18 protein-coding genes are annotated in these 22,613 nt (G+C 70.7%); 12 read left to right on the top strand and 6 right to left on the bottom strand.

What is annotated here, in order from left to right:
* Window positions 1–386 precede the first annotated feature (386 nt).
* Together GVL03_RS12735 and GVL03_RS12730 are read left to right on the top strand one after the other, a co-directional pair.
* Entirely contained in the window at window positions 387–866 is a 480-nt protein-coding gene (locus GVL03_RS12735; protein ID WP_159501381.1) for a hypothetical protein, read from the top strand.
* A 71-nt stretch (window positions 867–937) separates the two neighbouring features.
* A complete protein-coding gene (locus GVL03_RS12730) occupies window positions 938–4,960 on the top strand; it encodes an HtaA domain-containing protein (RefSeq protein ID WP_159501380.1) in 4,023 nt (1,340 codons plus the stop codon).
* A 143-nt stretch (window positions 4,961–5,103) separates the two neighbouring features.
* On the opposite strand, the gene purD is transcribed toward GVL03_RS12730, so the two are convergent.
* On the bottom strand, window positions 5,104–6,375 hold the full coding sequence (gene purD / locus GVL03_RS12725; RefSeq protein WP_159501379.1) for a phosphoribosylamine--glycine ligase: 1,272 nt from the start codon (window positions 6,373–6,375) through the stop codon (window positions 5,104–5,106).
* Between the two features lie 268 nt (window positions 6,376–6,643).
* Here purD and GVL03_RS12720 point away from each other — a divergent pair, with 268 nt between their 5' ends.
* A complete protein-coding gene (locus GVL03_RS12720) occupies window positions 6,644–7,000 on the top strand; it encodes a sterol carrier family protein (protein ID WP_159501378.1) in 357 nt (118 codons plus the stop codon).
* A gap of 74 nt (window positions 7,001–7,074) precedes the next feature.
* On the opposite strand, the gene GVL03_RS12715 is transcribed toward GVL03_RS12720, so the two are convergent.
* Window positions 7,075–8,175, bottom strand: coding sequence for an NAD(P)-dependent alcohol dehydrogenase (locus GVL03_RS12715; protein WP_159501377.1), 1,101 nt, complete (start codon window positions 8,173–8,175; stop codon window positions 7,075–7,077).
* A gap of 306 nt (window positions 8,176–8,481) precedes the next feature.
* Here GVL03_RS12715 and GVL03_RS12710 point away from each other — a divergent pair, with 306 nt between their 5' ends.
* The 6 genes from GVL03_RS12710 (at window position 8,482) to GVL03_RS12685 (ending at window position 16,152) form a co-directional block, all read left to right on the top strand.
* A complete protein-coding gene (locus GVL03_RS12710; protein ID WP_159501376.1) occupies window positions 8,482–9,387 on the top strand; it encodes an HtaA domain-containing protein in 906 nt (301 codons plus the stop codon).
* On the top strand, window positions 9,384–10,502 hold the full coding sequence (locus GVL03_RS12705; protein WP_159501375.1) for an ABC transporter substrate-binding protein: 1,119 nt from the start codon (window positions 9,384–9,386) through the stop codon (window positions 10,500–10,502). The genes GVL03_RS12710 and GVL03_RS12705 overlap by 4 nt, the downstream gene beginning before the upstream one ends.
* Window positions 10,499–11,569 (top strand): iron ABC transporter permease, encoded by a 1,071-nt coding sequence (locus GVL03_RS12700; RefSeq protein ID WP_159501374.1) that lies wholly within the window; start codon window positions 10,499–10,501, stop codon window positions 11,567–11,569. Before GVL03_RS12705 ends, GVL03_RS12700 begins: the two co-directional genes overlap by 4 nt.
* Entirely contained in the window at window positions 11,566–12,351 is a 786-nt protein-coding gene (locus GVL03_RS12695; RefSeq protein WP_159501373.1) for a heme ABC transporter ATP-binding protein, read from the top strand. The genes GVL03_RS12700 and GVL03_RS12695 overlap by 4 nt, the downstream gene beginning before the upstream one ends.
* A 126-nt stretch (window positions 12,352–12,477) precedes the next feature.
* Entirely contained in the window at window positions 12,478–15,654 is a 3,177-nt protein-coding gene (locus tag GVL03_RS12690; RefSeq protein WP_159501372.1) for an HtaA domain-containing protein, read from the top strand.
* 147 nt (window positions 15,655–15,801) lie between these two features.
* Window positions 15,802–16,152 carry a potassium transporter Trk gene (locus GVL03_RS12685; protein WP_159501371.1) on the top strand — a complete coding sequence of 117 codons (351 nt, stop codon included), beginning with the start codon at window positions 15,802–15,804 and terminating at the stop codon, window positions 16,150–16,152.
* 101 nt (window positions 16,153–16,253) lie between these two features.
* On the opposite strand, the gene GVL03_RS12680 is transcribed toward GVL03_RS12685, so the two are convergent.
* Window positions 16,254–16,865, bottom strand: coding sequence for a zinc-binding alcohol dehydrogenase (locus GVL03_RS12680; protein ID WP_159501370.1), 612 nt, complete (start codon window positions 16,863–16,865; stop codon window positions 16,254–16,256).
* A 295-nt stretch (window positions 16,866–17,160) separates the two neighbouring features.
* On the opposite strand from GVL03_RS12680, the gene purM reads away from it, so the two are divergent.
* Both purM and purF read left to right on the top strand, forming a co-directional pair.
* Window positions 17,161–18,249, top strand: a complete 1,089-nt coding sequence (gene purM / locus GVL03_RS12675; RefSeq protein ID WP_235038154.1) for a phosphoribosylformylglycinamidine cyclo-ligase — start codon at window positions 17,161–17,163, stop codon at window positions 18,247–18,249.
* A gap of 6 nt (window positions 18,250–18,255) precedes the next feature.
* Entirely contained in the window at window positions 18,256–19,716 is a 1,461-nt protein-coding gene (gene purF / locus GVL03_RS12670) for an amidophosphoribosyltransferase (RefSeq protein ID WP_159501368.1), read from the top strand.
* Between the two features lie 409 nt (window positions 19,717–20,125).
* On the opposite strand, the gene GVL03_RS12665 is transcribed toward purF, so the two are convergent.
* Complete coding sequence (locus GVL03_RS12665) at window positions 20,126–20,308, bottom strand: DUF3073 domain-containing protein (RefSeq protein WP_159501367.1); 183 nt, start codon at window positions 20,306–20,308, stop codon at window positions 20,126–20,128.
* A 140-nt stretch (window positions 20,309–20,448) separates the two neighbouring features.
* Between GVL03_RS12665 and GVL03_RS12660 the strand changes: the two genes are divergently transcribed.
* Complete coding sequence (locus tag GVL03_RS12660; protein ID WP_159501366.1) at window positions 20,449–20,952, top strand: universal stress protein; 504 nt, start codon at window positions 20,449–20,451, stop codon at window positions 20,950–20,952.
* Between the two features lie 2 nt (window positions 20,953–20,954).
* Here GVL03_RS12660 and GVL03_RS12655 read toward each other — a convergent pair whose 3' ends face one another.
* Both GVL03_RS12655 and GVL03_RS12650 read right to left on the bottom strand, forming a co-directional pair.
* Window positions 20,955–21,569, bottom strand: a complete 615-nt coding sequence (locus GVL03_RS12655; RefSeq protein ID WP_159501365.1) for a PadR family transcriptional regulator — start codon at window positions 21,567–21,569, stop codon at window positions 20,955–20,957.
* A complete protein-coding gene (locus tag GVL03_RS12650; RefSeq protein WP_159501364.1) occupies window positions 21,569–22,450 on the bottom strand; it encodes a DUF4097 family beta strand repeat-containing protein in 882 nt (293 codons plus the stop codon). Before GVL03_RS12650 ends, GVL03_RS12655 begins: the two co-directional genes overlap by 1 nt.
* Window positions 22,451–22,613 lie beyond the last annotated feature (163 nt).

Below are 22,613 nucleotides of genomic sequence, written 5' to 3'. Positions count from 1 at the left end.
CGGAGCTCCGAGACGAAGGGCCGCGGAGCTCGTCCCGTGCGGGGCTTCGTCTCGCGGAGCCCGCGGGCTCGGGCGCGCTCTCTCGGCTGCAGCGACACGCACGTCCGAGAGTACAACTAAGGCAAGCCTTGCCTACCTCCTTCTGAGGCGATACTTTGGCTTTGCTCAGCTTCCTTCCAGCGAGGTGCTGAGCGTGACCCGAACGGATGCTTGGAGCACCGCGGCGCGACGATCGAGCCGCGGTGGAAGACCGGGACGAGAGATCTTGACGGAGGTCTCGCCCCGGTCGACCGCACGGCTCCGAGACGGCGGCACGAACGTGGCGTCGTTTTTGGGATGGGCACGGCCGTACGGCTGCGCCCACTTTACCGAGAGGTGGAGCAGGAATGAACGCATCACACATGGACAGGAAGCGGCGCAATCGAGGCCGGTTCCTCAGCGCGCTTCTCGCCTTCGCGGGATCGGCAGCGCTCGTGCTCGGCGCGGCGATGCCGGCGCAGGCGCTCACGGGGGTCACGTTGTCCACATCGTCGGGTTCGGCATCGGGCTTCACGACCAACATCACGATCACCGGCACCGAGGTCGGAAAGAACTACCGTGTCGGACTGTGCTCGGACGAGTACTTCGGAACTCCCTCCCGGCCCGCCTGCGAGTACATCGCCGCTTCTGTCGCCGGCAACGGCGGTTCGGTCGTTCTCACGGGCGTGACTCTGGACGCGACGATCACGAACGCCCACACCGGAACCGATCAGCCGGCGAGCTACCTGTGCGACGACGCGGGCGGCTCCGACGGCCCCTGCTCCGTCCTGGTCGTGGAGCACACCGCTCCATACACGTCCGTCGCCGCGTCCGTCACCTTCTCCTGACCGTGTGGGCGCGGAGCAGGACGGCAGCCTGCTCCGCGCCCGCACCCGAGACATGAAACGAGTCCCATCCGATGCACCCTGTTGCGCGAGCCCGTTCACGAGTCACGGCCGGCATCGTCGGCGCCCTCATCGCCGCGATGCTCGGCCTGCCGGCGGTGGCGCCCGCAACCGCTGCGGCGGATCCCAGCGCGGAGAGCACGTCCATCGACGACGGCTCTCTGGTGTGGGGAATCAAGCAGTCGTGGCGCAGCTATGTCGGCGCCGCCGGCACACGCGCGCTCGACGGTGCGTCGGTGCGCGACGACGGACTCTTTGAGTTCCCGGTTAGCTCGGGCGACTTCGACGAGGAGTCCGGCACGACCGAGATTGCCTTCGCAGGCGTCGTCCGGTTCCAGGGATACTGCTCTGGTCCCGACGAGTGCCAGCTGGACACGAGCTACGGCAACCTGCGGCTGGTGATCTCCTCCGACGAGCAGACCCTGTACGGCGACTGGACCGGCAAGGCGCGCACCGACGGAAGCGGTTCGGCACAGTCGGAGAGCCTTGTCGACGTTCCACTGGCGACGTTGGACGTCCTCGACGCGGAGGTGTCCGTCGAGGACGACGTCACCTCATGGAGCGGCATCGGTGCCGTCGCGACAGACCAGTTCATGACATACGCGCGGGGCACGCTGCTCGATGATGTGTCGTTCTCGTACGTCGGTCCGGGCGCCAAGCCGGATCTCGCAGAGCGATGGGATGTCAGTGGCGCACCCGTCTACCGTGCCACTGGCGACACATGGTTCGAAGACTCGCTCGACTCGGGTGCGCGCGCGATCCATCCCGCCGATGACGGGTCGGCCGTCCACGTGATCGGCAAGACGTCGGAGACCGATGGCACCGGGCTGCTCCGGGCGCTGGATCCGGTCTCGTTGGCGCCGCTGTCCGACTCGGTGGTCACGCTTCCTGTGGCCCCTTACCACACGCAGTCACGCGAGCCGATCGCCGCATTCGACTCCGCGACGGGGTCGGTGTACTGGGTGGACTTCGCCGCCGACCCGTACCGCGTCATGCGCAGCACATGGGATGCGGCCTCCGCCGTCTATGCGACCGCACCGATCGCCGAGATCCCCGCTACCTACGGTGAGACGGAGGCGGCAACGGGCGTGTCCGCGCTTACGTGGAACGCGGCCGCGGGCGAGCTCGCCCTGATCGTCAAGGGGTTGGCCGGGAACGAGGCCGAGCTCGTGCGTGTGATCGCCGGCGCCGAGGCGTGGGAGGTCGTGCGCCACCGTCTTCCCCTGCCGAACAGCTACGATCCGGAGTTCGAGGGCCTCCCTGACAGCACCTTCCCCGCGTTCTTCAATCCCTCCGAGTACAAGGCGGAGGCTGCTCTCGCTGCGACCGCGACAGGCGACTATCTGTACGCGGGCGCAGGTCGCGCGCGGATCAACGATGGGCGCCCGAACCTCGGTCGCACACCGGTCCCGGTCGCGCTCTACCGCATCGCCGGCGGAGAGCTCACCGCCACATCCGTTCCGGGGACGACTCCGGAGTACAACACGAGCAACCTCGGCAACGGCTACGCTCACGTCGCCACCTACGAGGACGGGCGCGCGCTCGCGTACGCTCTGCGCGATCAGGCGCAGTGGATCGAGACGCAGGGCGATGTCGTGGGGGAGGGCGATCCGTTCACCCTTCCCTATGAGGGATCGGATGCCGTCGGCTTCGCAGGAGTGCCGATCTACGACCCCGTGAGCGATGTGTACGTCACGGTGCAGGGGGAGCGTTCACAGCTCGTCGCGTTCCGCGGCACCGACGTAGTGGCCACGCAGACCGTCCCGGAACTCCGGGTCAACGGTGTGCGTCCGTACCAGATGGCTGCCGGTCCGGAAGGCTCTCTCTACCTGCAGGTCATCGACGCGGATCTCGGCCGCCTCGGCTTCGAGCGCTGGGAGAGGGTGGGTGTCGTCCCGACCGTGACCACGCAGCCGACCGCGCAGGAGGTGACGCTCGCACAGGGGCAGAGCTCCCAGGAGGTGACGTTCACCGTCGGAGCCACGGCAGCGCCGGAGCCGTCGGTCCAGTGGCAGTCGAAGCAGGCGGGGTCGTCGCGATTCTCCGATGTCGAGGGGGCCACGTCGACGGAGCTCGTCGTCCCGGCGACGCTGGCGGACGACGGCACGCAGTACCGGGCGGTCGTGTCGAACGCCGCGGGCGCGGTGGCATCCGAGGCTGGTGTGCTCACCGTGCGCAGCATGCCGATCGTCGAGTCGCAGCCCTCGAGCGCGACTGTCTACGAGGGGCAGAGCACCTCCTTCTCGGTGCTCGCCGGTGGCAACCCCGGCCCTGAGGTCTCGTGGCAGCGGCAGACGGGCGGCGGCTGGCAGGACGTCGGTGCGGACGAGACGTTCTCATCGGACGGCGCTCGACTGGTCGTGACCGCTGCTCCGCTGTCGCTCGACGGCGCCGTGTTCCGCGCGGTTCTCACCAACGAGGTCGGTACGACGTACAGCGAGGCGGTCACCCTGACCGTGCGCGCGACGCCCACGTCCCCGGAGGAGCCGACGACCTACACCGGCGTGGCCTTCGACTGGACGGGGAGCGCGGACTGGCAGCACCGTCCGCCGAACGGCAGCACCGCGCACTACCTGTCGGCCGGGGTCTCCGATGGCACCGAGGCGACCTACGCGGCCGAGGCGGGCGGCGCGACGATCGTGCAGCGCGACGGCGCCGCTGGTGAGGCGACCGCGACGTGGGAGACGCGCGGGCAGCACGTGACGCTCGGGGGAGGGGCGACCCAGGCGGTGCGCCTGACCGAGGGCACGGCCGTTGTGCAGCCCGACGGCTCCGCCGTGGTCACCTGGCCCGCATCCTTCAGCGTGAACTACTACGACGGGCTGGTGCCGTTCACCATCGCCGACCTGCGGCTGACGGTCGCGGCCGACGGCACGGGCACGCTCATCGCCGACCTTTCCGGCTACAAGGGCGACATGGCGGACCCCACGGCGCCGAAGGAGGCTGTCGAGCCGGCATCCGACATCACGATCGCGACCTTCCGCGACGTGGTCGTCGATGTCGAGAACGGCTTCACGGTCGCCCCGGACTACGCGGGCGTCGAGGTCACGACTCCCGGGCAGAACCGCACGGTGTCGGGATGGGGCGCGTGGCCGCAGGGGATCGTCGACTTCCACGAGACGACCGGGCTCGCCGCCTACTTCTACTCCACGGGCGGCACGCTCGACGCGTACAAGGCGCCGAGCGCGTTCACGGTCGACTTCTCCGGGGCCGACCCGCAGCCCGTCGCCCCGGTCGTCACCCAGCATCCGGATTCGGCGACCGTCGATGCCGGGGGGACCGCGACGTTCGCCGCGGCGGCGGAGGGCGTGCCCGCTCCGAGCGTGCGGTGGCAGTCGCGACTCGCCGACGCGGGGGACTGGGTGGACATCCCGGACGCGACGACGCAGACCTACACCGTGACGGATGCCGCGGCCTCGGCGTCGGGCACGCAGTACCGCGCCGTGTTCACCAACGTGGCCGGCGAGGCGGCGACGGATGCGGCGACCCTCACGGTGACCGCGGTCACCCCGGAGCCGACCCCGGAACCCACGCCTGAGCCGACCCCGGAACCCACGCCTGAGCCGACCCCGGAGCCGACGCCCGAGCCGACGCCGAGCACGCCCGCGCTGCCGGGCACCGGCGGACCCGCGGAGTCCGATCTGACTCAGGGCAACCGCGGCGGAGTGACCGCCCCGTCCACGGCGGCGGTCGGTTCGCAGATCACCGTGAGCGTCGGAGCGGCGCACGCGGGCGAGACGGTGCACGCGTACCTGTTCTCCGATCCGGTGAGCCTGGGCTCGCACACGGTCACCGCGGCCGGGACGATCACCGTGACCCTGCCGGCGGCGACCACGGGTGCGCACCGCGTCGCCGTGTATGCAGCCGACGGCTCGCTGATCGGATGGGCGCCGATCACGATCACGCTCGCCGACGGATCGTTGCCCGCGACGGGCGCGCCGGAACTGCGACCGGTGTACGTGGGTGGGATGCTGATCATCCTGCTCGGCGGTGCCCTCTTCGCCGCCGCGGGAGCCAGAAGGCGCGTCGCGGCGTAGTCCGCCGGACGGCACACCCGGCGGCGAGGACCGCGAGACTGCACGTGGGCGCCGAGACTGTGGGGTTACCCCGCTGTCTCGGCGCTCCGCTGCAGTCTCGCGGCCCACCACGGCGAGGGGCCGTCGGGCGCGCGACCCGCGACTCAGCCCGCGACGGCGAGGGCGGCGATGTCGGTGCGGTACTGGCCGCCTTCGAAGCCGATCTCGGACACGGCGCGATAGGCGCGGTCGCGCGACTCGGCGATGTCGGCGCCGAGGGCGACGACGCTCAGCACGCGGCCACCGATGGCGCGCAGCACCTCGCCGTCCCGCGTGGTCGCGGCGTGCGCGAGGTGCACGCCCTCGACGGCGGATGCCGCGTCCAGACCCGTGAGCTCGCGCCCCGTGACAGGGTGCTCGGGATAGCCCTCGCTCGCCAGCACGACCGCGACCGCCGCCTGATCGGAGAACGCCGGGAGATCGTGGTCCTCGAGGTTTCCCGAGGCGGCGGCGAGCAGCAGCTCCGACAGAGGATCGGTCAGGCGCGGCAGCACGACCTGCGTCTCGGGGTCGCCGAAGCGCGCGTTGAACTCGATGACCTTCACGCCGTCGTCGGTGACGATGAGGCCCGCGTAGAGCAGGCCGATGAACGGCGTGCCCTCGGCGTCGAGCCGGCCGATCACGGGCTCGGCGATCTCTGCGGTCACCCGGTCGACGAAGGTCCGCTCGCCGCCGAAGCGCTCGTCGAGCCAGGGCAGCGGCGAGTAGGCGCCCATGCCGCCGGTGTTGGGGCCGGTGTCGCCGTCGCCGAGGCGCTTGAAGTCCTGTGCGGGGCTGAGCGGAAGCACATGGTCGCCGTCGCTCAGGAAGAAGAGCGACACCTCGGGGCCGTCGAGGAACTCCTCGACGAGCACGGGCCCGGTCGGCAGATACGTCTCGGCGTGCGCGAGCGCGGCGTCCCGGTCGGGAGTGACGATGACGCCCTTGCCCGCGGCGAGGCCGTCGGCCTTCACGACGTGCGGCGCGCCGAGGTCGTCGAGGGCGGCGGCGACCTCGTCCAGCGTGTGGGCGCGCACCGCGCGGCCCGTCGGCACGCCTGCGGTCTCCATGATCCGCTTGGCGAACGCCTTGGACCCTTCGAGCTGAGCGGCCGCCCTGCCGGGGCCGAAGACGGGGATGCCGCGTTCGCGCAGGCTGTCGGCGACGCCGGCGACGAGCGGCGCCTCGGGGCCGATCACGACGAGGTCGATCGCGTGCTCGTTCGCATACGCGGTGACGGCGGCGGGGTCGTTCGCGTCGAGATCGACGAGCACCGCATCCTGCCCGATGCCCGCGTTGCCGGGGGCGGCGAACAGGGCGTGCTCCGTCGCCTCCGCGCGGAGGGCCAGGATGATGGCGTGCTCGCGCGCGCCCGAGCCGAGGACCAGGATTCTCACCCCTCCAGCCTACCCAGCGGGCTCTTTGCCGTGCGGGTGGTGTCGGATCGTCCTGACGGGTGGCCGATCGGGCGGGCTGCACGGGGCGCGCCGTGCGGCGTGCACGCCGTGCACGATCCAGCGGCCGGGGTCGCTGACGTCCAACGAAGGAGGCGAGATCTCTCCACTCCGGGGAGACTTTCGGGTCAGGCGTTTCACGGCGGTACCGGTACTGCGGACGCCGGAGGGTGGCGTGTCTCCTGAGTCGCGCACGCAGTAGCGTGGAGACATGGCCCGCCGCATCACCACCGACGAGGGGCGCGCCGCACTCGCCGCGGTGGCCGACGCCGAGGCGCCCGCCCGCACCGATCTGGCGACCGCCGTGCGCTACCTGCTGCAGCTGCTCGCCGAGAAGGCCCCCGGCCACACGGTCGAGGTGCGGGTGCCGCCCTTCGGCGCCGTCCAGGTCATCGAGGGCCCGCGACACACGCGTGGCACGCCGCCGAACGTCGTGGAGACCGACGCCGCCACCTGGATCGCCCTTGCGACGGGCGCGGAGGGGTGGCCGGATGCGGCCGCCGCCGGTCGCATCCTCGCCTCCGGCACCCGCGCCGACATCTCGGACCTGCTGCCGCTCCGGCCGTGAGCGGGTGCTCGCGGCCGGAGCGGCAGCGGAGACCTCGGTGCACGGCGCCTGGCTGAGGCGCCGCACGCCGATGATCAGAGCAGGACGACGGGCTTGAGGGCCTCTCCGGACTCCGAATCCGCGAAGGCGGTGTTGATGTCGTCGAACGCGTAGGTCTTGATGAGCCTGTCGAACGGGAAGTCGCCCGCCCGGTGGAGCGCGATCAGCTCGGGGATGAACAGCTGCGGCACGGCATCCCCCTCGACGATCCAGGTGATCCGGATGCCGCGGGCGAGTGCGCCCGGCAGGTCGATGACCCCCTCGCTGCCGGCCGCGGCGGCGCCGAGCGCGCCGGCATGACCCGACATGGCGAGCGAGTCGATCATCTGACGGAACACGCGGGCGTTGCCGGTCGTGTCCAGCGCCGTCTGCACACCGCCGCCCGTGAGGTCGAGCACGCGGGCGACCGCGTCCTCGTTCATGCCGTTGATGACATGCGTGGCGCCGAGCTCGGTGGCCAGGGCGAGGCGATCGTCGTTGACGTCGACCGCGATGATCGTCCCGACGCGGCTGGCCACGGCGCCGAGCAGGGCGGACAGACCCACCGCACCTGCGCCGAACACGACGAAGGTGCCGCCGGGTCCCGGACGGAGCACGTTGAGGACCGCGCCCGCGCCCGTCTGGATGCCGCAGCCGAGCGGGCCGGCGAGCTCGAGCGGGAAGTCCTCGGGGATCTTCACCACGCTGCGCACCGATGCGTTCACGCGCTCGGAGAACGACGACTGGCCGAAGAAGTGCGACTTCACGGGCGTGCCGTCCGCATACGAGTACGCCGTGGTGCCGTCGATCCGGCTGCCTGCGAAGTTGTGCGCGAAGATGTTCACGCACGCCGCGGGATGCCCTGACAGGCACGATCGGCAGGTGCCGCAGCTGTTCACGCTCAGCACCACATGATCCCCCGGTCGAAGGTGGTCGACGCCCGCGCCGACCTTCTCGACCACACCGGCGCCCTCGTGTCCGAGCACGATCGGAGGCCGCGTGGGCATCCAGCCGTCGCGCACCACTGCGTCCGTGTGGCAGACCCCCGTTGCGACGATCCGCACCTGCACCTCGTTCGCCTGTGGCTCATCGAGCTGCAACTGCCGAATCTCCAGGGGTTTTCCGAGCTCCTCCACGACAGCGGCCTTGACGTTCATGAAATCTTCTCCCGTTCCTCGCGGCGTGACATCGAGACGACCCTGAGAACGGGCGTCTCAAAAAAGATACGGCCGAATAGAGCCCACCGGGCGAGAGCCGTCGAATCGGAGCAGGGATCGCGCGACGTCACCCGCACGCCGCCCGGTCTTCGGGGGAGCCCTCATTGGACAGCGAAACCCACGCGTCCTATCCTTATTAGGCATCCCTTACCTCACCGCCAGTGGCCTGCCCGAGGCCGTCGGGGTCGAGCGTTGGGTCCGGCGTCGGCACGACCCGCGTGCAGCGCGTACAGAGGGGCAGAGCTCATGACGTCTCAGCGTCGTCCGCAGATCGTATCGAAGGGCCGTCGCGGTCGGGGGCTGGCCATCGCCGCAGCGCTCGCCGCGCCGCTCGCGCTGGCGGGTGCCGCGCCCGGGTCGGCGTCCGGCCGGACCATCGACAGCGCCGTCTCGACGAGCGCCGCGTGCGACATCGTCGGCGGAGAGCTGACCTGGGGGTTCAAGGAGTCGTTCCGTTCCTACATCTCGGGCACCATCGCGAACGGATCGTGGGAGCCGACCGACGGCGCCACGTACACGACCCCCGACTTCGGCTGGTCGGGCGCGACCGGCACCTTCGACACCGCGACGTTCGCCGGTGAGGCGCACTTCACCGGCGGTGTGCACTTCACCGGGCACGACGGGCTCCTCGACACCACGATCGCGAACCCGACCCTGAGCTTCTCGGGCGACGGCACCGCGCAGCTGCTGCTCGACCTGCGCAACCTCACGATGGAGGACGCCCTCGCGGGGAACACCGACAACGTGCACGAGCTCACCCAGGTCGCGTTCGTCGCGCTCGACCTCGCCGCGGCACCGCTCCAGATGGGCGAGGATGCGACGACGGTGACCGGCACGGCGGTGCCGACCGCCGTCACCCAGGAGGGCTTCGACGCGTTCGGCAGCTACGAGGCCGGCACGGCGTTCGATCCGGTGAGCTTCACGCTCGTCCTCGACTGCGCCGAGCCCGAGCCCACCGCCGAGCCCACCGAGACGGCGGATGCGGCGGCGACGCCCATCGCGGCCGAGACCGATGAGGGCGCCGACCTGGGCTGGCTCGGCTGGGTCGCGGGCATCGCGGGCGTCGGAGTCGTCGCGGCGGTCGTCGTCTGGATCATTCGACGCGGACGAGGGGGAGACGCGAACGGCTCGGGTCCGGGCGCCCAGGCATGAGACGTCTCGCCCGTGCCGCGGCGCTCGTCGTCGCCGCGGCACTCGCCCTGACCGGCTGCGCGGGGGCGGTGGCCGCGCCCGTAGCATCCGAGGACACGTCTGCGACGGTGCAGGTGCCGCTCAGCGAGCTCGACGTCCTCGCCGACCCGCGCTCCTACGTCGGAGAGTCCACCGCCGTGATGGCCGATGCGCGCATCGAGCCCGTCGCCTCCGATCCCGCGCAGGAGCTGCCCGCGACGGTCCTGTCGCGGGATGCGGGCGGCGACGCTACCGTCGAGGTCGTCGACACGTCGCGGGTCGTGGCGATGGACCTCGCGGGCTCGATCGCCGCGACGGTCTGGGGACTCGGGTTCGGCGGGACCCTCGTCGGGATCGATCAGTCCACCACCTTCCCGGGCACCGAGGACATCCCGGTGGTGACCTCCGGCGGGCACACGGTGAACGCCGAGTCGGTGATCGCGCTCGCGCCGACGCTCGTCATCACGGACGGCACCATCGGACCGCGCGACGTCGTGGAGCAGCTTCGTGACGTCGGCATCACGGTCGTCTTCGTCGAGAACGACGCGTCGTTCGAGGGCGCGGAGCAGCTCGCGCGCGACGTCGCGGCGGTCTACGGCGCGCCCGAGGCGGGGGAGCTGCTCGCGCAGCGCGTCGCCGACGAGGTGCAGGCCAAGATCGCGGAGATCGCGCAGATCGCCCCCCGGGCGCAGGGCGAGAAGCTGCGGATGATGTTCCTGTACCTCCGCGGCAGCGCCGGGGTGTACTACCTCTTCGGCGAGGAGTCCGGTGCCGATCAGCTGATCGAGGGACTCGGCGGCGTCGACGTGGCCGGGGAGCTCGGCTGGGCCGGCATGAAGCCGATGACAGATGAGGCGATGGTCGCCGCGGACCCCGACCTGGTGCTCGTCATGACGCACGGCATCGAGTCGGTCGGCGGCGTCGACGGGCTCCTCGCCGACAAGCCGGCGATCGCCCTGACCAAGGCGGGCGAGCATCGGCGCTTCGTCGACATGGACGACGGGCAGATCCTCTCGTTCGGGCCTCGTTCGGCGCTCGTGCTCGACGCGCTCGCGCGTGCGGTCTACGCGCCCGAGGGGCCAGAGGCGGCGTCATGACCGCATCCGCTCCCGTGGTCGGCATCCGTGCGGGACGCGGTCGCCGCGCCGTGGTGTACGCCGCCGGTGCCGTCCTGCTGATCGTGGGCGTCGTGATCTCCGCGGGCCTCGGACAGCTGCCGATCGGTCCGGCGGAGGTGCTCGGATCGGTGCTGCGTGCCGTGGGGATCCCGAACGGCTGGGCCCCGACGGACCCGCTCATCGAGCAGACCCTGTGGCAGATCCGGTTCCCGCGCATCGCGATGTCGCTGCTGGTCGGCGCGTTGCTGGCCGTCGCCGGCGCCGTCATGCAGGCGATCTTCGGCAACCCGCTGGCGGAGCCCGGGGTCGTCGGGGTCTCGTCGGGAGCGGCCCTCGGCGCCGCCGCGGCCATCACGCTCGGTCTGACCTTCTTCGGGTCGTGGACGACCGCGCTGGTCGCGTTCGCCGGCGGGCTGGGCGCGACGCTCGTCGTCTACGGCGCGGCGCGGGCACAGGGGCGCACCGAGTCGGTCACCCTCATCCTGACCGGCATCGCCGTCAACGCGTTCGCGGGGGCGGGCCTGGCCATCCTCATGTTCGTCGGAGACACCGCCTCCCGTGAGCAGATCGTCTTCTGGCAGCTGGGGTCGATGAACGGGTCGCGCTGGCCCGAGGTCGGGATCGTCGCCCTGGTCGGCGTCGTCGGGGTGGGCATCACCGTCGCACTCGCACGCCGCTACGACCTCCTGTCGCTGGGGGACCGCACGGCGGCGCACCTCGGTGTGCACGTGGAGCGCCTGCGGATCCTGTCGATCGTGCTGGTCGCCCTTCTCACCGGTGTCGCGGTCGCCTTCGTGGGCATCATCGCGTTCGTCGGCCTCGTCATCCCCCACCTCGTGCGGATGCTGATCGGCCCGGCGAACCGGCCGCTGATCATCGCCTCCTTCCTCGGGGGCGGTGCTCTGCTCGTCTATGCCGACGTTCTCGCGCGCACGCTGCTGCCGGCGGCGGATCTGCCCATCGGCATCCTCACCTCTCTCATCGGCGGCCCGTTCTTCTACTGGCTCATCCGGCGGAGCCGGCGCAAAGCGGGGGGCTGGTCGTGAGTGGGCCGGGCCGCGTGGCGTACGCGCTCGATGACGTGGGCTACCGGATCGGTGCGGCGCAGATCCTGACCGGCGTGAGCCTCGAGGTCGCGTACGGCCGGGTTCTCGCGCTCGTCGGCCCGAACGGCGCGGGAAAGTCGAGCCTCCTCGGAATCCTGACCGGGGACGCCCGCGCGACCTCCGGCTCCGTCACGCTCGACGGGCGCGCTCTCTCGCAGCACCGCAGCAGGGAGCTCTCCCGCCGCCGGTCGGTGCTGCTCCAGGCCAACCAGGTGTCGTTCGCCTACACGGCCTACGAGGTGGTGGAGATGGGCCGCGCGCCCTGGATCGGCGCCGACATCGCAGACGACGGACGCATCATCGACGAGGCGCTCCGGAGGGCGGATGTCGCGCACCTCGCATCGCGCGTGTTCTCCTCGCTGTCCGGCGGCGAGCGGGCGCGGGTGTCCCTGGCGCGGGTGCTCGCCCAGGACACCCCGATCGTGATGCTCGACGAGCCGACGGCCGCGCTCGATCTGAAGCACCAGGAGGACGTGCTGCGCATCGCCCGGGAGCTGGCGTCACGCGGGCGCGCCATCGTGGTGGTCCTCCATGACCTCTCGCTCGCGGCCGCCTACGCGGACGAGGTCGCGATCCTGCACGGTGGGCGCCTGCAGGCGTTCGGCCCACCGGTCGACGTGCTGACGGAGGCCCGGATCGAGCACGTGTACGAGACCCCTGTCCGGGTGATCGCCGACCCCGACACGGGTCGTCCGATCGTGCTGCCTCGTCGCGAACGGTAACGATCTACACAACGGGCTCCCAGTTTCGGTGTTGGTAAGGCTAGGCTTATGAGGTCTGGCTTTGGAGAGCCTTACCTTCATGCGCCGTCAGCGCGGCGCGTTTCTACCCGTTCGAGGAGTGAACCCGTGCAGAAACCTAGAAGGGCACCGCTGTGGCGAGTGCTCGCGAGCGTGCTCACCGGCGCGCTCATCGCGTCAGGAGCGGCCCTGGGGGTCGCCGTTCCCGCCCAGGCAGCCGATGCCCCGACCGTGTCGGTGACCCAGGCGCCGCGTGCCGGTGGCGACGTCACGGTGACCGGCAGCGGGTTCAGCGCCACCGAGCCCGGCATCTACCTCGGCATCCGGCAGGACGGCGCCACCGCCGACGCCTACACGGTGTGGATCGGTCCGAGCAACACGGAGGGGACGATTCCGGGCTTGGGCGCGACCGCCCCGCTGAACCCCGACGGGTCGTTCAGCGTCACAGCCCCCGTGGCGGCCTTCGCTGAGGGGGTGTCGTACTCGGTCGTGACCCGCAAGGCGCACGGCGTGCAGGATCCGTCGCAGGTGACCACGACGCCGATCGCGTACGAGGCGGCACCCGCGGCCGCTACGACGACCGTGTTGTCGGTGACCCCCGCGGACAGCGCGACCGAGGGCGACAGCGTCACCCTCACCGCGACCGTCTCGCCCGCCGCAGACGGCGCGGTCGAGTTCTTCGACGGCTCGGCGTCGCTCGGCTCCGCCGCCGTCGACGCGGGTGTGGCGACGACGTCGACCACGACTCTCGCGGTCGGCGCCCACTCCTTGACGGCGGTCTTCAGCCCCGCTGACGCTGCCGCGTATGTCGGTTCGACCTCCGCGGCGGTCGACTACTCCATCGACGCCAAGCCGGTGGAACCGGTGTTCGAGCCGGCGATCGACGTGTTCCTGGCGGACGGTGTCACGCCGTACACGGGCCAGCCGGTCTACACGGACGACGTTCTCGTGGTGAAGGGCTCGGGCTTCGACCCGGAGTCGAACGTCGGCGGTCGTGGTGTCCCGATCCCGAACACGCTTCCGCAGGGCGCCTATGTGGTGCTGGGCTCGTTCCTCGAGAGCTGGAAGCCGTCGACGGGCGCGACCGGATCCGCGCGAGCGGTCGTGAGCCAGAAGTGGGCGCTGGCGGCATCGGTTCTCGACCAGGTTCCTTCGGCGTACCAGGGGGCGATTCGCGGTCAGTGGGCCGAGCTCTCGGCCGACGGATCGTTCTCGACGACGTTGACCGCGCAGAACTTCGAGAACGCGCTTTCCGAGGGCGCGTGGGGTGTCTACACGTACGGCGCGGGCGGTGTGACGAACGCCGACCAGGAGCTGTCGGTCGAGATCAACTACCTCGGCGCCAAGCCGGCGGAGCCCACCCCGTCGATCACGGTGACGCCGGACACGGATCTCGATCCGGCCGTCACGAACGTGCTGACGGTCGACGGCACCGGCTTCACCGGCGCCGCGGCGGCCAACGGCGCATACGTCCTCGTCGGTGAGACGTCGGTCTGGGACGGCAGCGGGCCGCTTCCGTCGGCCGGATGGATCGCTCAGGCGTGGGTCCAGCCGGGCCAGATCACGGACGGTGCGTTCACGACCACGCTGACCGTTCCCGCCGGGACGCTCGACCCGGCCAAGAGCTACCAGGTGGCCACCTCCGCTGCGCACGGTCTGTCGCAGACCGATCGTTCGCTCGACACCTTCGCCCCGGTGACGGTCGCTGAGCAGACGGTGCCTTCGGTCGAGTTCCCGCTGGGCACGAGCGTGCAGCAGGGACAGACCCTGACCGTCACCGGCAGCGGCTTCACGCCCGGCGACGTCGTGACCGCGGTCGCGTACTCCGAGCCGGTCACGATCGGCACCGCGACCGCATCGGCCGAGGGCATCGTGAGCTTCAGCTGGGACGTCCCGGCGACGTTCGCCGCCGGGACGCACACGATCGAGCTGAGTGTCGACGGCACGGTCGTCGCCTCCGGATCGTTCACGGTCACCGCGGCGCCGGTGGCGTCCACCCCGACGATCACGGTCTCGCCGAGCGCGGATCTCGACCCGGCCGTCACGAACGTGCTGACGGTCGACGGCACCGGCTTCACCGGCGCCGCGGCGGTCAACGGCGCATACGTGCTGTTCGGTGAGACGTCGGTCTGGGACGGCAGCGGGCCGCTTCCGTCGGCCGGATGGATCGCTCAGGCGTGGGTCCAGCCGGGCCAGATCACCGACGGTGCGTTCACGACCACGCTGACCGTTCCCGCCGGGACGCTCGACCCGGCCAAGAGCTACCAGGTGGCCACCTCGGCCGCGCACGGTCTGTCGCAGACCGATCGTTCGCTCGACACCTTCGCCCCGGTGACGGTCGCCCAGCCGACGGCCCCGTACGTCGCGTTCCCGCTGGGTTCGAGCGTGCAGCAGGGACAGACCCTGAACGTCACCGGCGGCGGCTTCGCGCCGGGTGCCGTCGTGACCGCGGTCGCGAACTCGACGCCGGTCACCATCGGCACCGCGACCGCATCCGCTGCGGGCATCGTGGGCTTCAGCTGGACCGTTCCCGCGGCGTTCGAGACGGGGGCGCACACGCTCGAGCTGAGCGTGGACGGCGCGGTCGTCGCGTCCGCTCCGTTCACCGTGACGGCTGCGACGGTCGTCCCGGCCGAGGAGACGCCGGCGGCTGCATCCTGTGTCGCGCAGGCGGTCTCGGGCGCCAGCATCCAGTGGGGTGTGAAGGAGTCCTTCCGCAACTACATCAACGGCCCGATCGCCAACGGCTCGATCTCGGGCGGCTGGGGCTCCGGCTCCGGCGCCTACAGCACCGAGACCGATCGCGGTCGCGTGAGCTATGGCGGATCGATCCACTACACCGGTCACAGCGGCCTGCTCGACCTGACGCTGTCGAACCCGCGCATCCAGGTGAACAGCGCCACCTCGGCGTCGCTCATCCTGAACGTGCAGTCGAAGGGCTACAACGGCTCGCCGGACGTCAACGCCTCCGGAGTGGTGTTCGCGACGCTGTCGCTGCCCGCCGCCAGTGAGTCGTCGAGCAGCATCAGCTGGTCGAACGCCTCGGCGACGTTGACCGCGGCCGGAGCGGAGGCCTTCGCGGGCTTCTACACGGCGGGCACGGCGCTCGACCCCGTGTCGTTCAGCTTCCCTCTGGGCGCCGAGGTGCCGTGCGACAGCACGACCGACGGAAACCTGGCCGCCACCGGTGGCACGGCATCCCTCGACGGAGTGTGGCTGGGAGCGGGTCTCCTCGCGCTCGGTGCCCTGCTCGTCGTGGTGCGTCGCCGCCGGCTGACGGTCTGAGAGACTCGGCGCCCCGCGACGGCTTCCGTGGGGCGTCGTGACCAGAAGCGCCGGTTCCCGATGATCTCGGGGACCGGCGCTTCGCCGTGTCGGCGCGGGCTGGGCGTCGACGGCATTCGCCCACGCGGCGGGTGAGACAATGGACGAATGGCTCAGGAGCCGCAGAACCCCGAGATCCCCCGCGTGGTCGTCGACGAGACGATCGAGACCGTGCGCGTCCGCCGAGTGCCCAAGTACAGCGTGTTCCTGGTGCTGGGCGGTGCGCTGGGCGTCTTCGTCGCGATGATCCTGACCTTCGCGTTCCACGGAACGGATGAGGCGAGCGCCGCGGGCATCGAGTACTCGCAGACGCAGGTCTTCGGCTTCCTGGCCCTGATCGGGGTCGCCGTCGGTGTTGCCGTCGGCGGGGCGATCGCGCTGGTGTTCGACCGGGTGCTGAGCAGGCGCGCGCGCGACGTGTCGGTCGACCACACCCGCACCCGCGTCGAAGAGGACTGACCCGAGTTCCCTCCCGTCTCGGTCCCCGAGCGAGGAGCGCAGTTCCGGGACGAAGGGGCGCGGCCGGAACGAGCCCGCATCCGCCCCCGATGCGGGAGGGCTCAGGCGAGCTCTGCGATGATCGGGTGGATCGCCGCATCGAAGGCGACCACGTCACCGCGCAGCCCGTCGGTCACCGCGATCGTGAGCGAGCCGATCCACCAGAGCCCGCGCTGGGCCAGGGGCAGGATCTGCACGTTCAGCTCGAACGAGTGGGCCCGCCGCCCGACCTGCCGCTCGTGCACCGCGATGGCGCTCGCGTAGGCGCGATATGCGCTGCCGGTGCGTCCCGCATCCCGGCTCGTATAGGCCGCGTGCGCGGCGTGTGCGAATGCGATCGCCTCGGCGGCATGCGGCTCGATCGCCTCACGCAGGGCATCCGCGCCCTCGACCGGCAGCGCCACGAGGGTCTCGAACCCGTCGACGAGATCGAGGGGGATGGGCGACGGATGCGCCTGCGGCTCGACCGTCATCGCCCAGTACGCGCGCCACTGACGCTCGAGCGTCGCGTGCGCGTCGGAGTCGCGCTCCGCCTCGACGGTGGCGAGCCCGCGCAGCGGAGGAAGCTCATCCGGCGCCCGGACCCCGAGTACCTGCCGCAGATAGAGCGCGATGAGCACGGCTTCGCTCGCGTCCTCGCGCACCATCCACTGCGGCCCTCCGCTGCCCGGCATGGCGCCCATTGTAGGACGGGGCCTGGGGCGTGGCAGACGGGCCGCGCGCCCGAGCGCGTCATCAGTCGTCGGAGCCGTGGGGCAGGAGCATACTCGTGGGACGGTCGATGCGGACTCGGCCCTTCCGGTCCGACGACTGAGCCCGCGCCGCCGACCCGACCCCGCCCGCGCACCCGCCGGCGCGGCCGTCGGGCCTGCCCGGCACGGGTAGTCTTGTCGCGTGGCCTCACCCTCCCACGATCCCTACGCCGCTGCAGGTGTCGACACCGCTGCGGGCGATCTGGCCGTCGAACTCATGAAGACGGCCGTCCGTCGCACCCATGGCCCCGAGGTCGTGGGCGGCGTCGGCGGTTTCGCCGGGCTCTTCGACGCCTCGGCGCTCCTCGGCTACACCCGCCCGCTGCTCGCCAGCAGCACGGACGGTGTGGGCACCAAGATCGCCATCGCACAGGCCGTCGACAAGCACGACACGATCGGCCAGGACCTCGTCGGCATGGTCGTCGACGACATCGTCGTGGTCGGCGCGAAGCCGCTGTTCATGACCGACTACATCGCGTGCGGCAAGGTCTTCCCGGAGCGCATCGCCGCGATCGTCAGAGGAATCGCCGAGGGGTGCGCTGCGACCGGGACCGCCCTCGTGGGCGGTGAGACGGCCGAGCACCCGGGCCTGCTGGGGCCGAACGACTACGACGTCGCGGGGGCGGCGACGGGTGTCGTGGAGGCCGACCGTGTGCTGGGAGCCGACCGCGTGCAGGCGGGCGACGCGGTCATCGCGATCGGGTCCAGCGGACTGCACTCCAACGGCTACTCGCTCGTGCGGCACATCGTGGCCGGCGCCGGCATCCAGTACGGCGACCACGCCGCCGACTTCGGCACGACATGGGGCGAGGCGCTCCTCGAGCCGACCCGGCTCTACACGACACCCGTCCTGGCGCTCATTGACACGCTCGGTGGCGACGTGCACGCGCTGAGCCATGTGACCGGCGGTGGGATCGCAGCGAACCTCGCACGCGTGCTCCCTCCGCAGACCTGGGTCGAGGTCGACCGGTCCACGTGGTCGCCCGCTCCCGTCTTCCGGGTGCTGGCCGACCTCGGCGGGCTCGACCTCGAGGCGACCGAGGGCACCTGGAACCTGGGCGTCGGATTCCTCGCCGTGGTCGCGGCGGATCGGGCGGATGCGGCGGCCGCCGTGCTCCGCGAGCACGGGATCACCGCCTGGCAGGTCGGCGTGGTCGGCGACGGAACCCACCCGGACTCACATGCCGACTCCCCACGTCTCGACGCGTCGACGCCTCGGGACGCGTGGGCCCAGGGTGCGAAGGGCGTCGACGGCGGGGCCGTCCGTCTCGTGAGCACGTACGCCACACAAGACGGAGCGAAGTAACACCACATGTGCGGCATCGTCGGAATGGTCGGGCAGGGCCTGGTCAACCAAGACATCTACGACTCCCTGCTGCTGCTGCAGCACCGCGGCCAGGACTCGACGGGCATCGCGACAGCCGAGCGCAGCGGCGTCTTCCACCAGGCCAAGGCCAAGGGCCAGGTGCGCGAGGCCTTCCGCACCCGAGACATGCGCTCGCTCCTCGGCGAGATCGGCCTCGGTCACGTGCGGTACGCGACGAAGGGCACCGCGTCCAACGAGGAGGAGGCCCAGCCGTTCTACGTCAACGCCCCCTACGGCATCGTGCTGGTGCACAACGGCAACCTCACGAACACGCGTGAGCTGACCAGCGAGCTCTTCCACACCGACCGCCGCCACCTGAACACCAGCTCCGACACGGAACTGCTCGTCAACGTGCTCGCGAACGAGCTGCAGACCGTGATCTCCGGCCCCGAGCTCGACGCCGGCCAGGTCTTCCAGGCGGTCACCCGTGTGCACGAGCGCGTCGAGGGCTCGTACGCGGCCATCGCCCTCATCGCCGGCTACGGGCTTCTCGCGTTCCGCGACCCGTTCGGCATCCGTCCGCTGATCCTCGGCACCCGCAAGACCGAGGACGGCGCGTACGAGTGGATCGTCGCGTCCGAGTCGCTCGTCCTCGAGAACGGCGGCTTCGACATCGTGCGGGAGGTGATGCCGGGAGAGGCGGTCTTCATCGACCTCGACGGACATCTGCACACCCGGCAGTGCGCTCGAGAGCCGCGCCTGGTCCCCTGCTCGTTCGAGTACGTGTACCTCGCCCGCCCCGACTCGAGCATGAACGGCATCTCGGTCTACGAGGCGCGACTGCGGATGGGGGACCGCCTCGCCGACACGATCGCCAAGCACACCCCGCGCGAGGCGATCGACGTGGTCATGCCGATCCCGGACTCCGCCCGCCCCGCCGCGATGCAGGTCGCCCGCAAGCTCGGCATCGAGTACCGCGAGGGCTTCTACAAGAACCGCTATGTCGGCCGTACGTTCATCATGCCGGGGCAGGCGGTGCGCAAGAAGAGCGTCCGCCAGAAGCTCAACGCGATGTCGAGCGAGTTCAAGGGCAAGAACGTGCTGCTCATCGACGACTCGATCGTGCGCGGCACGACGAGCAAGGAGATCATCCAGATGGCGCGGGATGCGGGCGCCAAGTCGGTGACGTTCGCCTCGGCGGCGCCCCCCGTGCGGTACCCGCACGTCTACGGCATCAACATGCCCTCCCGCCACGAGCTCGTCGCCCACGGCCGGACGATCCCCGAGATCGCCGAGGAGCTCGGCGCGGACTACATGGTCTACCAGGAGGTCGAGGACCTCAAGGCCGCGATCCTCGAGGGCTCCGACATCACCGACCTCGACATGAGCTGCTTCGACGGGCGGTACATCACGGGAACGGTCTCCGAGGAGTACCTGGCCTGGGTCGAGGGATCGCAGACCTCCTGAGCCGCCCGCGTGCCGCCGTCCGTCGCCTGCAGCCGTGGGGCGACGCTCAGTCGTCGGACGGATGCGGTGCCGCGCGCCTCAGACGGCTCGCGCGTCGACACCAGCCCCGGCGATCCGACGACTGAGCGTATATGCGCTCGCTCGTCGAGTGTCGCCACGGCGAACGGTTCAGCGGCCTGGGTCGCTGACGACCGACGAAGGAGGCGAAGTCTCCCCCTCCGGGGAGACTTTCGGGTCAGCTGCTCAGCGCCCCTGCGGGGCGCTCTGTGGGGTGGGGAAAGTCCAGGCAATGCGCCTGTTCAACAGAACCGGGGCGGGGAGATTTTCGGGTCAGGGGACGAGGGGTCGCCACCGAGTGGCATCACCCGCGAATCGGAGGGGCGAACGCGACCCGACGAGACCGACGCTGTCAGGCCGTCTCGTCCTCGTACTCGTCTTCGTACTCGTCGGCCCACTTGTCGACGTACTGATTCTCGTCCGTCTCCGGGTGCCCCAGTTCGCGCTCCAGCGCCGAATAGTTCACGGTCGGGCTGTACGACTTGAGTTCCCGGGCGATCTTGGTGTGCTTCGCCTTCTGACGGCCACGCCCCATGCGAGACCCCCTCTGTTCTGACGTCGGCTTCGTCTGGTGCTCGACGCATTCACGTGTCCGGCTCAAGCCGGTAAGAGTAGCATTCAGAATAACACGGTGGCTTCCCGTGATCGCCGCGGGGGCGCGCCGCGGGAGGACGTATGAGTGAGAACGTCGCACGCGGCGGGGTCGTTCTGGGGGCCATCCCGGATCTTCCCGACCGCGTCTGGAGCGAAGCGGTGCGCTATGCCGCCCTCTTCGACCGGGAGCTGATCGTCGCCCACGTCGACGTCACCCGGTTCGTGACCTACGAGGACCCCGACGGGACGCCGCATTCCGCGCCGATCGACCTCGATCTGGCCGCGGCGAGCCGGGAGCTCGACCGCATCCGTGCCGTCGCCGAGGAGCACCTCGAGGCCAGCGGCGTCGCGTGGAGCATCCGCTCGCTGGTGGGGGATCCGGCGATGGCGTTGAAGCGGCTCGCCGACGACGTCGACGCGACGGTCATCGTGGTCGGCACGCGGCGGCGCGGCATCGGTGAGACCCTTCGCGAGTTCTTCACCGGGTCGGTGGCCGCCCGCCTCGCGCATCGGCAGCACCGCCCGGTGCTGGTGGTCCCCCTCCAGGAGCCGATCGCCGACAGCGACGACCCCTGGGTGGAGTGACCTCAGTCTCCGCGTAGGCGTCGCGCGACCTCGCGGCCGGCCGCATCCAGGGACTCGGCGAGCGCGTCGACGAGCGACTCGGAGAGATCGCCTCCGCGCGCCACGTGCGTACGGAGGTCCGCTCGCACTCGGGAGCGGAAGTCCCCGACCAGCACATCGGCGCGCCGCAGCTGTTCGCGGGATCTCACACGCGGATCGTCCGCATCCTCCGCGGGCGGACGCGGGGAGTCCCGCTCGGCGCGCGCGGCCGCGGCGAGGTCTGCCCGCAGGCTCTTCATCGCCTCGCGTACGCTGCCGCGCACCTCGTCCGCGATCAGGCGGATGGAGTCGGCCAGGTCTGCCTGGATGCCCTCGAGCTCGCCCGCTCGCGCGGCGACCTCGGCGCGCCCCGCCTCGGTGATCTCGTAGACGGTCTTGCGTCCGTCCACGCTCTTGGTGACGAGCCCCTCCTCCTCGAGCTTCGACAGGCGGGGGTAGATGGTTCCGGCGCTCGGCGTGTAGGTTCCGCCGGTGCGATCCGAGAGCGCCTGCATGATGTCGTAGCCGTGGCGGGGGCCCTCGTCGAGCAGGCTCAGCAGGTAGAGGCGCAGGTCGCCGTGCGAGAAGACGGGGGCCATCACAGACCCTCCGCATCCTCGTCGGCGGCGGATGCGGACTCGTCGAGGAAGGATGCGGTCCCGCCCGGTCGCCGCACGACGGTGACGTCGCCCGAGACGGAGTTCGCCCGCACGTCGACGAACGAGCCGCTCAGCTCACCCGAGGATCCCGTGTAGTTGGTGGCCGGTCCCGAGCCCTTGCGGGTCTGCGTGACGCCGTCGATCTGCACGGTGCCGCCGACGCTGCGCACCACGTAGTTGGCGGCGAGACCCTCGTCGAGGCGGATGGTCGTGTCGCCGCTGACGGTGTTGAGGGCGATCTGGTGCACGGCTCCCAGGGCGTCGATGAGCATGGCGCCCGAGACCGTGTCGATCGTCGCCTTGGTGAGGCGCCCGGTCGCGGCGACGTCGCCCGAGACGCTGTTCGCGTTCAGGGCTCCGTCGAGTCCGCGCGCCTGCACGTCGCCCGAGACGGCGTTCACGACGAGGTCGGCGCGGAGCCCATCGACGATCACGTCGCCCGAGACCGTGTTGACGCGCGCGTCGCTGTCGAGGTCGGAGACGAGCGCGCTGGCGCTGACGACGCCGAGGGTGAGGGCCACCGAGCGGGGGACCGCCACGCTGATCTCCGCCTTGGGCCCGCCCGAGCCGAAGTTGCGGAACACCTCGAGGAAGTTGTCCCAGCGCAGCTGCGGGTGGTCGATCTCGACCTTGCCGTCCTCGGCCGAGATGCGCAGGTCCTTGGTCGTGACGGCGTGCACCTCGATGCGTGCGCCGGGTTCGTCGTGCGCGACGATGTCGATCTGGCCGCCGACCAGCCCGACCTTCAGGGCACGGACGTCTTCCAGATCGATCACCCGCGTCTCGCCGGGGTGGATGAGCCACTTCTCGGGGGTCGTCATGTCATTCTCCTCGTCATTCGCGATATATCGCGTTGCCAGAATAACACGATATATCGCGTCTAGGAAAGCGGGTGCGCATCTGAGCCTTGGTGTCTCGTTTGTGCAGCCGTTCGGTCCCCGGAACCTGCTCAAGTGAGACACGGGCGCGGGCGGGGAGAGGGGG

Source organism: Microbacterium sp. 18062, assembly GCF_902706225.1.
In the GTDB taxonomy this organism is placed as follows: domain Bacteria; phylum Actinomycetota; class Actinomycetes; order Actinomycetales; family Microbacteriaceae; genus Microbacterium.
The sequence above is the reverse complement of the archived record's forward strand: the minus strand, read 5'-3'. Positions and strand labels throughout refer to the sequence as shown.

What these genes read in the sequence shown, in the direction of transcription:
- GVL03_RS12735 (WP_159501381.1), top strand. Translation starts at nt 387, where the DNA reads ATGAACGCATCACACATGGACAGGAAGCGGCGCAATCGAGGCCGGTTC.
- GVL03_RS12730 (WP_159501380.1), top strand. Translation starts at nt 938, where the DNA reads ATGCACCCTGTTGCGCGAGCCCGTTCACGAGTCACGGCCGGCATCGTC.
- GVL03_RS12720 (WP_159501378.1), top strand. Translation starts at nt 6,644, where the DNA reads ATGGCCCGCCGCATCACCACCGACGAGGGGCGCGCCGCACTCGCCGCG.
- GVL03_RS12715 (WP_159501377.1), bottom strand. Translation starts at nt 8,175, where the DNA reads ATGAACGTCAAGGCCGCTGTCGTGGAGGAGCTCGGAAAACCCCTGGAG.
- GVL03_RS12710 (WP_159501376.1), top strand. Translation starts at nt 8,482, where the DNA reads ATGACGTCTCAGCGTCGTCCGCAGATCGTATCGAAGGGCCGTCGCGGT.
- GVL03_RS12705 (WP_159501375.1), top strand. Translation starts at nt 9,384, where the DNA reads ATGAGACGTCTCGCCCGTGCCGCGGCGCTCGTCGTCGCCGCGGCACTC.
- GVL03_RS12700 (WP_159501374.1), top strand. Translation starts at nt 10,499, where the DNA reads ATGACCGCATCCGCTCCCGTGGTCGGCATCCGTGCGGGACGCGGTCGC.
- GVL03_RS12685 (WP_159501371.1), top strand. Translation starts at nt 15,802, where the DNA reads ATGGCTCAGGAGCCGCAGAACCCCGAGATCCCCCGCGTGGTCGTCGAC.
- GVL03_RS12680 (WP_159501370.1), bottom strand. Translation starts at nt 16,865, where the DNA reads ATGCCGGGCAGCGGAGGGCCGCAGTGGATGGTGCGCGAGGACGCGAGC.
- purM (WP_235038154.1), top strand. Translation starts at nt 17,161, where the DNA reads ATGAAGACGGCCGTCCGTCGCACCCATGGCCCCGAGGTCGTGGGCGGC.
- purF (WP_159501368.1), top strand. Translation starts at nt 18,256, where the DNA reads ATGTGCGGCATCGTCGGAATGGTCGGGCAGGGCCTGGTCAACCAAGAC.
- GVL03_RS12665 (WP_159501367.1), bottom strand. Translation starts at nt 20,308, where the DNA reads ATGGGGCGTGGCCGTCAGAAGGCGAAGCACACCAAGATCGCCCGGGAA.
- GVL03_RS12660 (WP_159501366.1), top strand. Translation starts at nt 20,449, where the DNA reads ATGAGTGAGAACGTCGCACGCGGCGGGGTCGTTCTGGGGGCCATCCCG.
- GVL03_RS12655 (WP_159501365.1), bottom strand. Translation starts at nt 21,569, where the DNA reads ATGGCCCCCGTCTTCTCGCACGGCGACCTGCGCCTCTACCTGCTGAGC.
- GVL03_RS12650 (WP_159501364.1), bottom strand. Translation starts at nt 22,450, where the DNA reads ATGACGACCCCCGAGAAGTGGCTCATCCACCCCGGCGAGACGCGGGTG.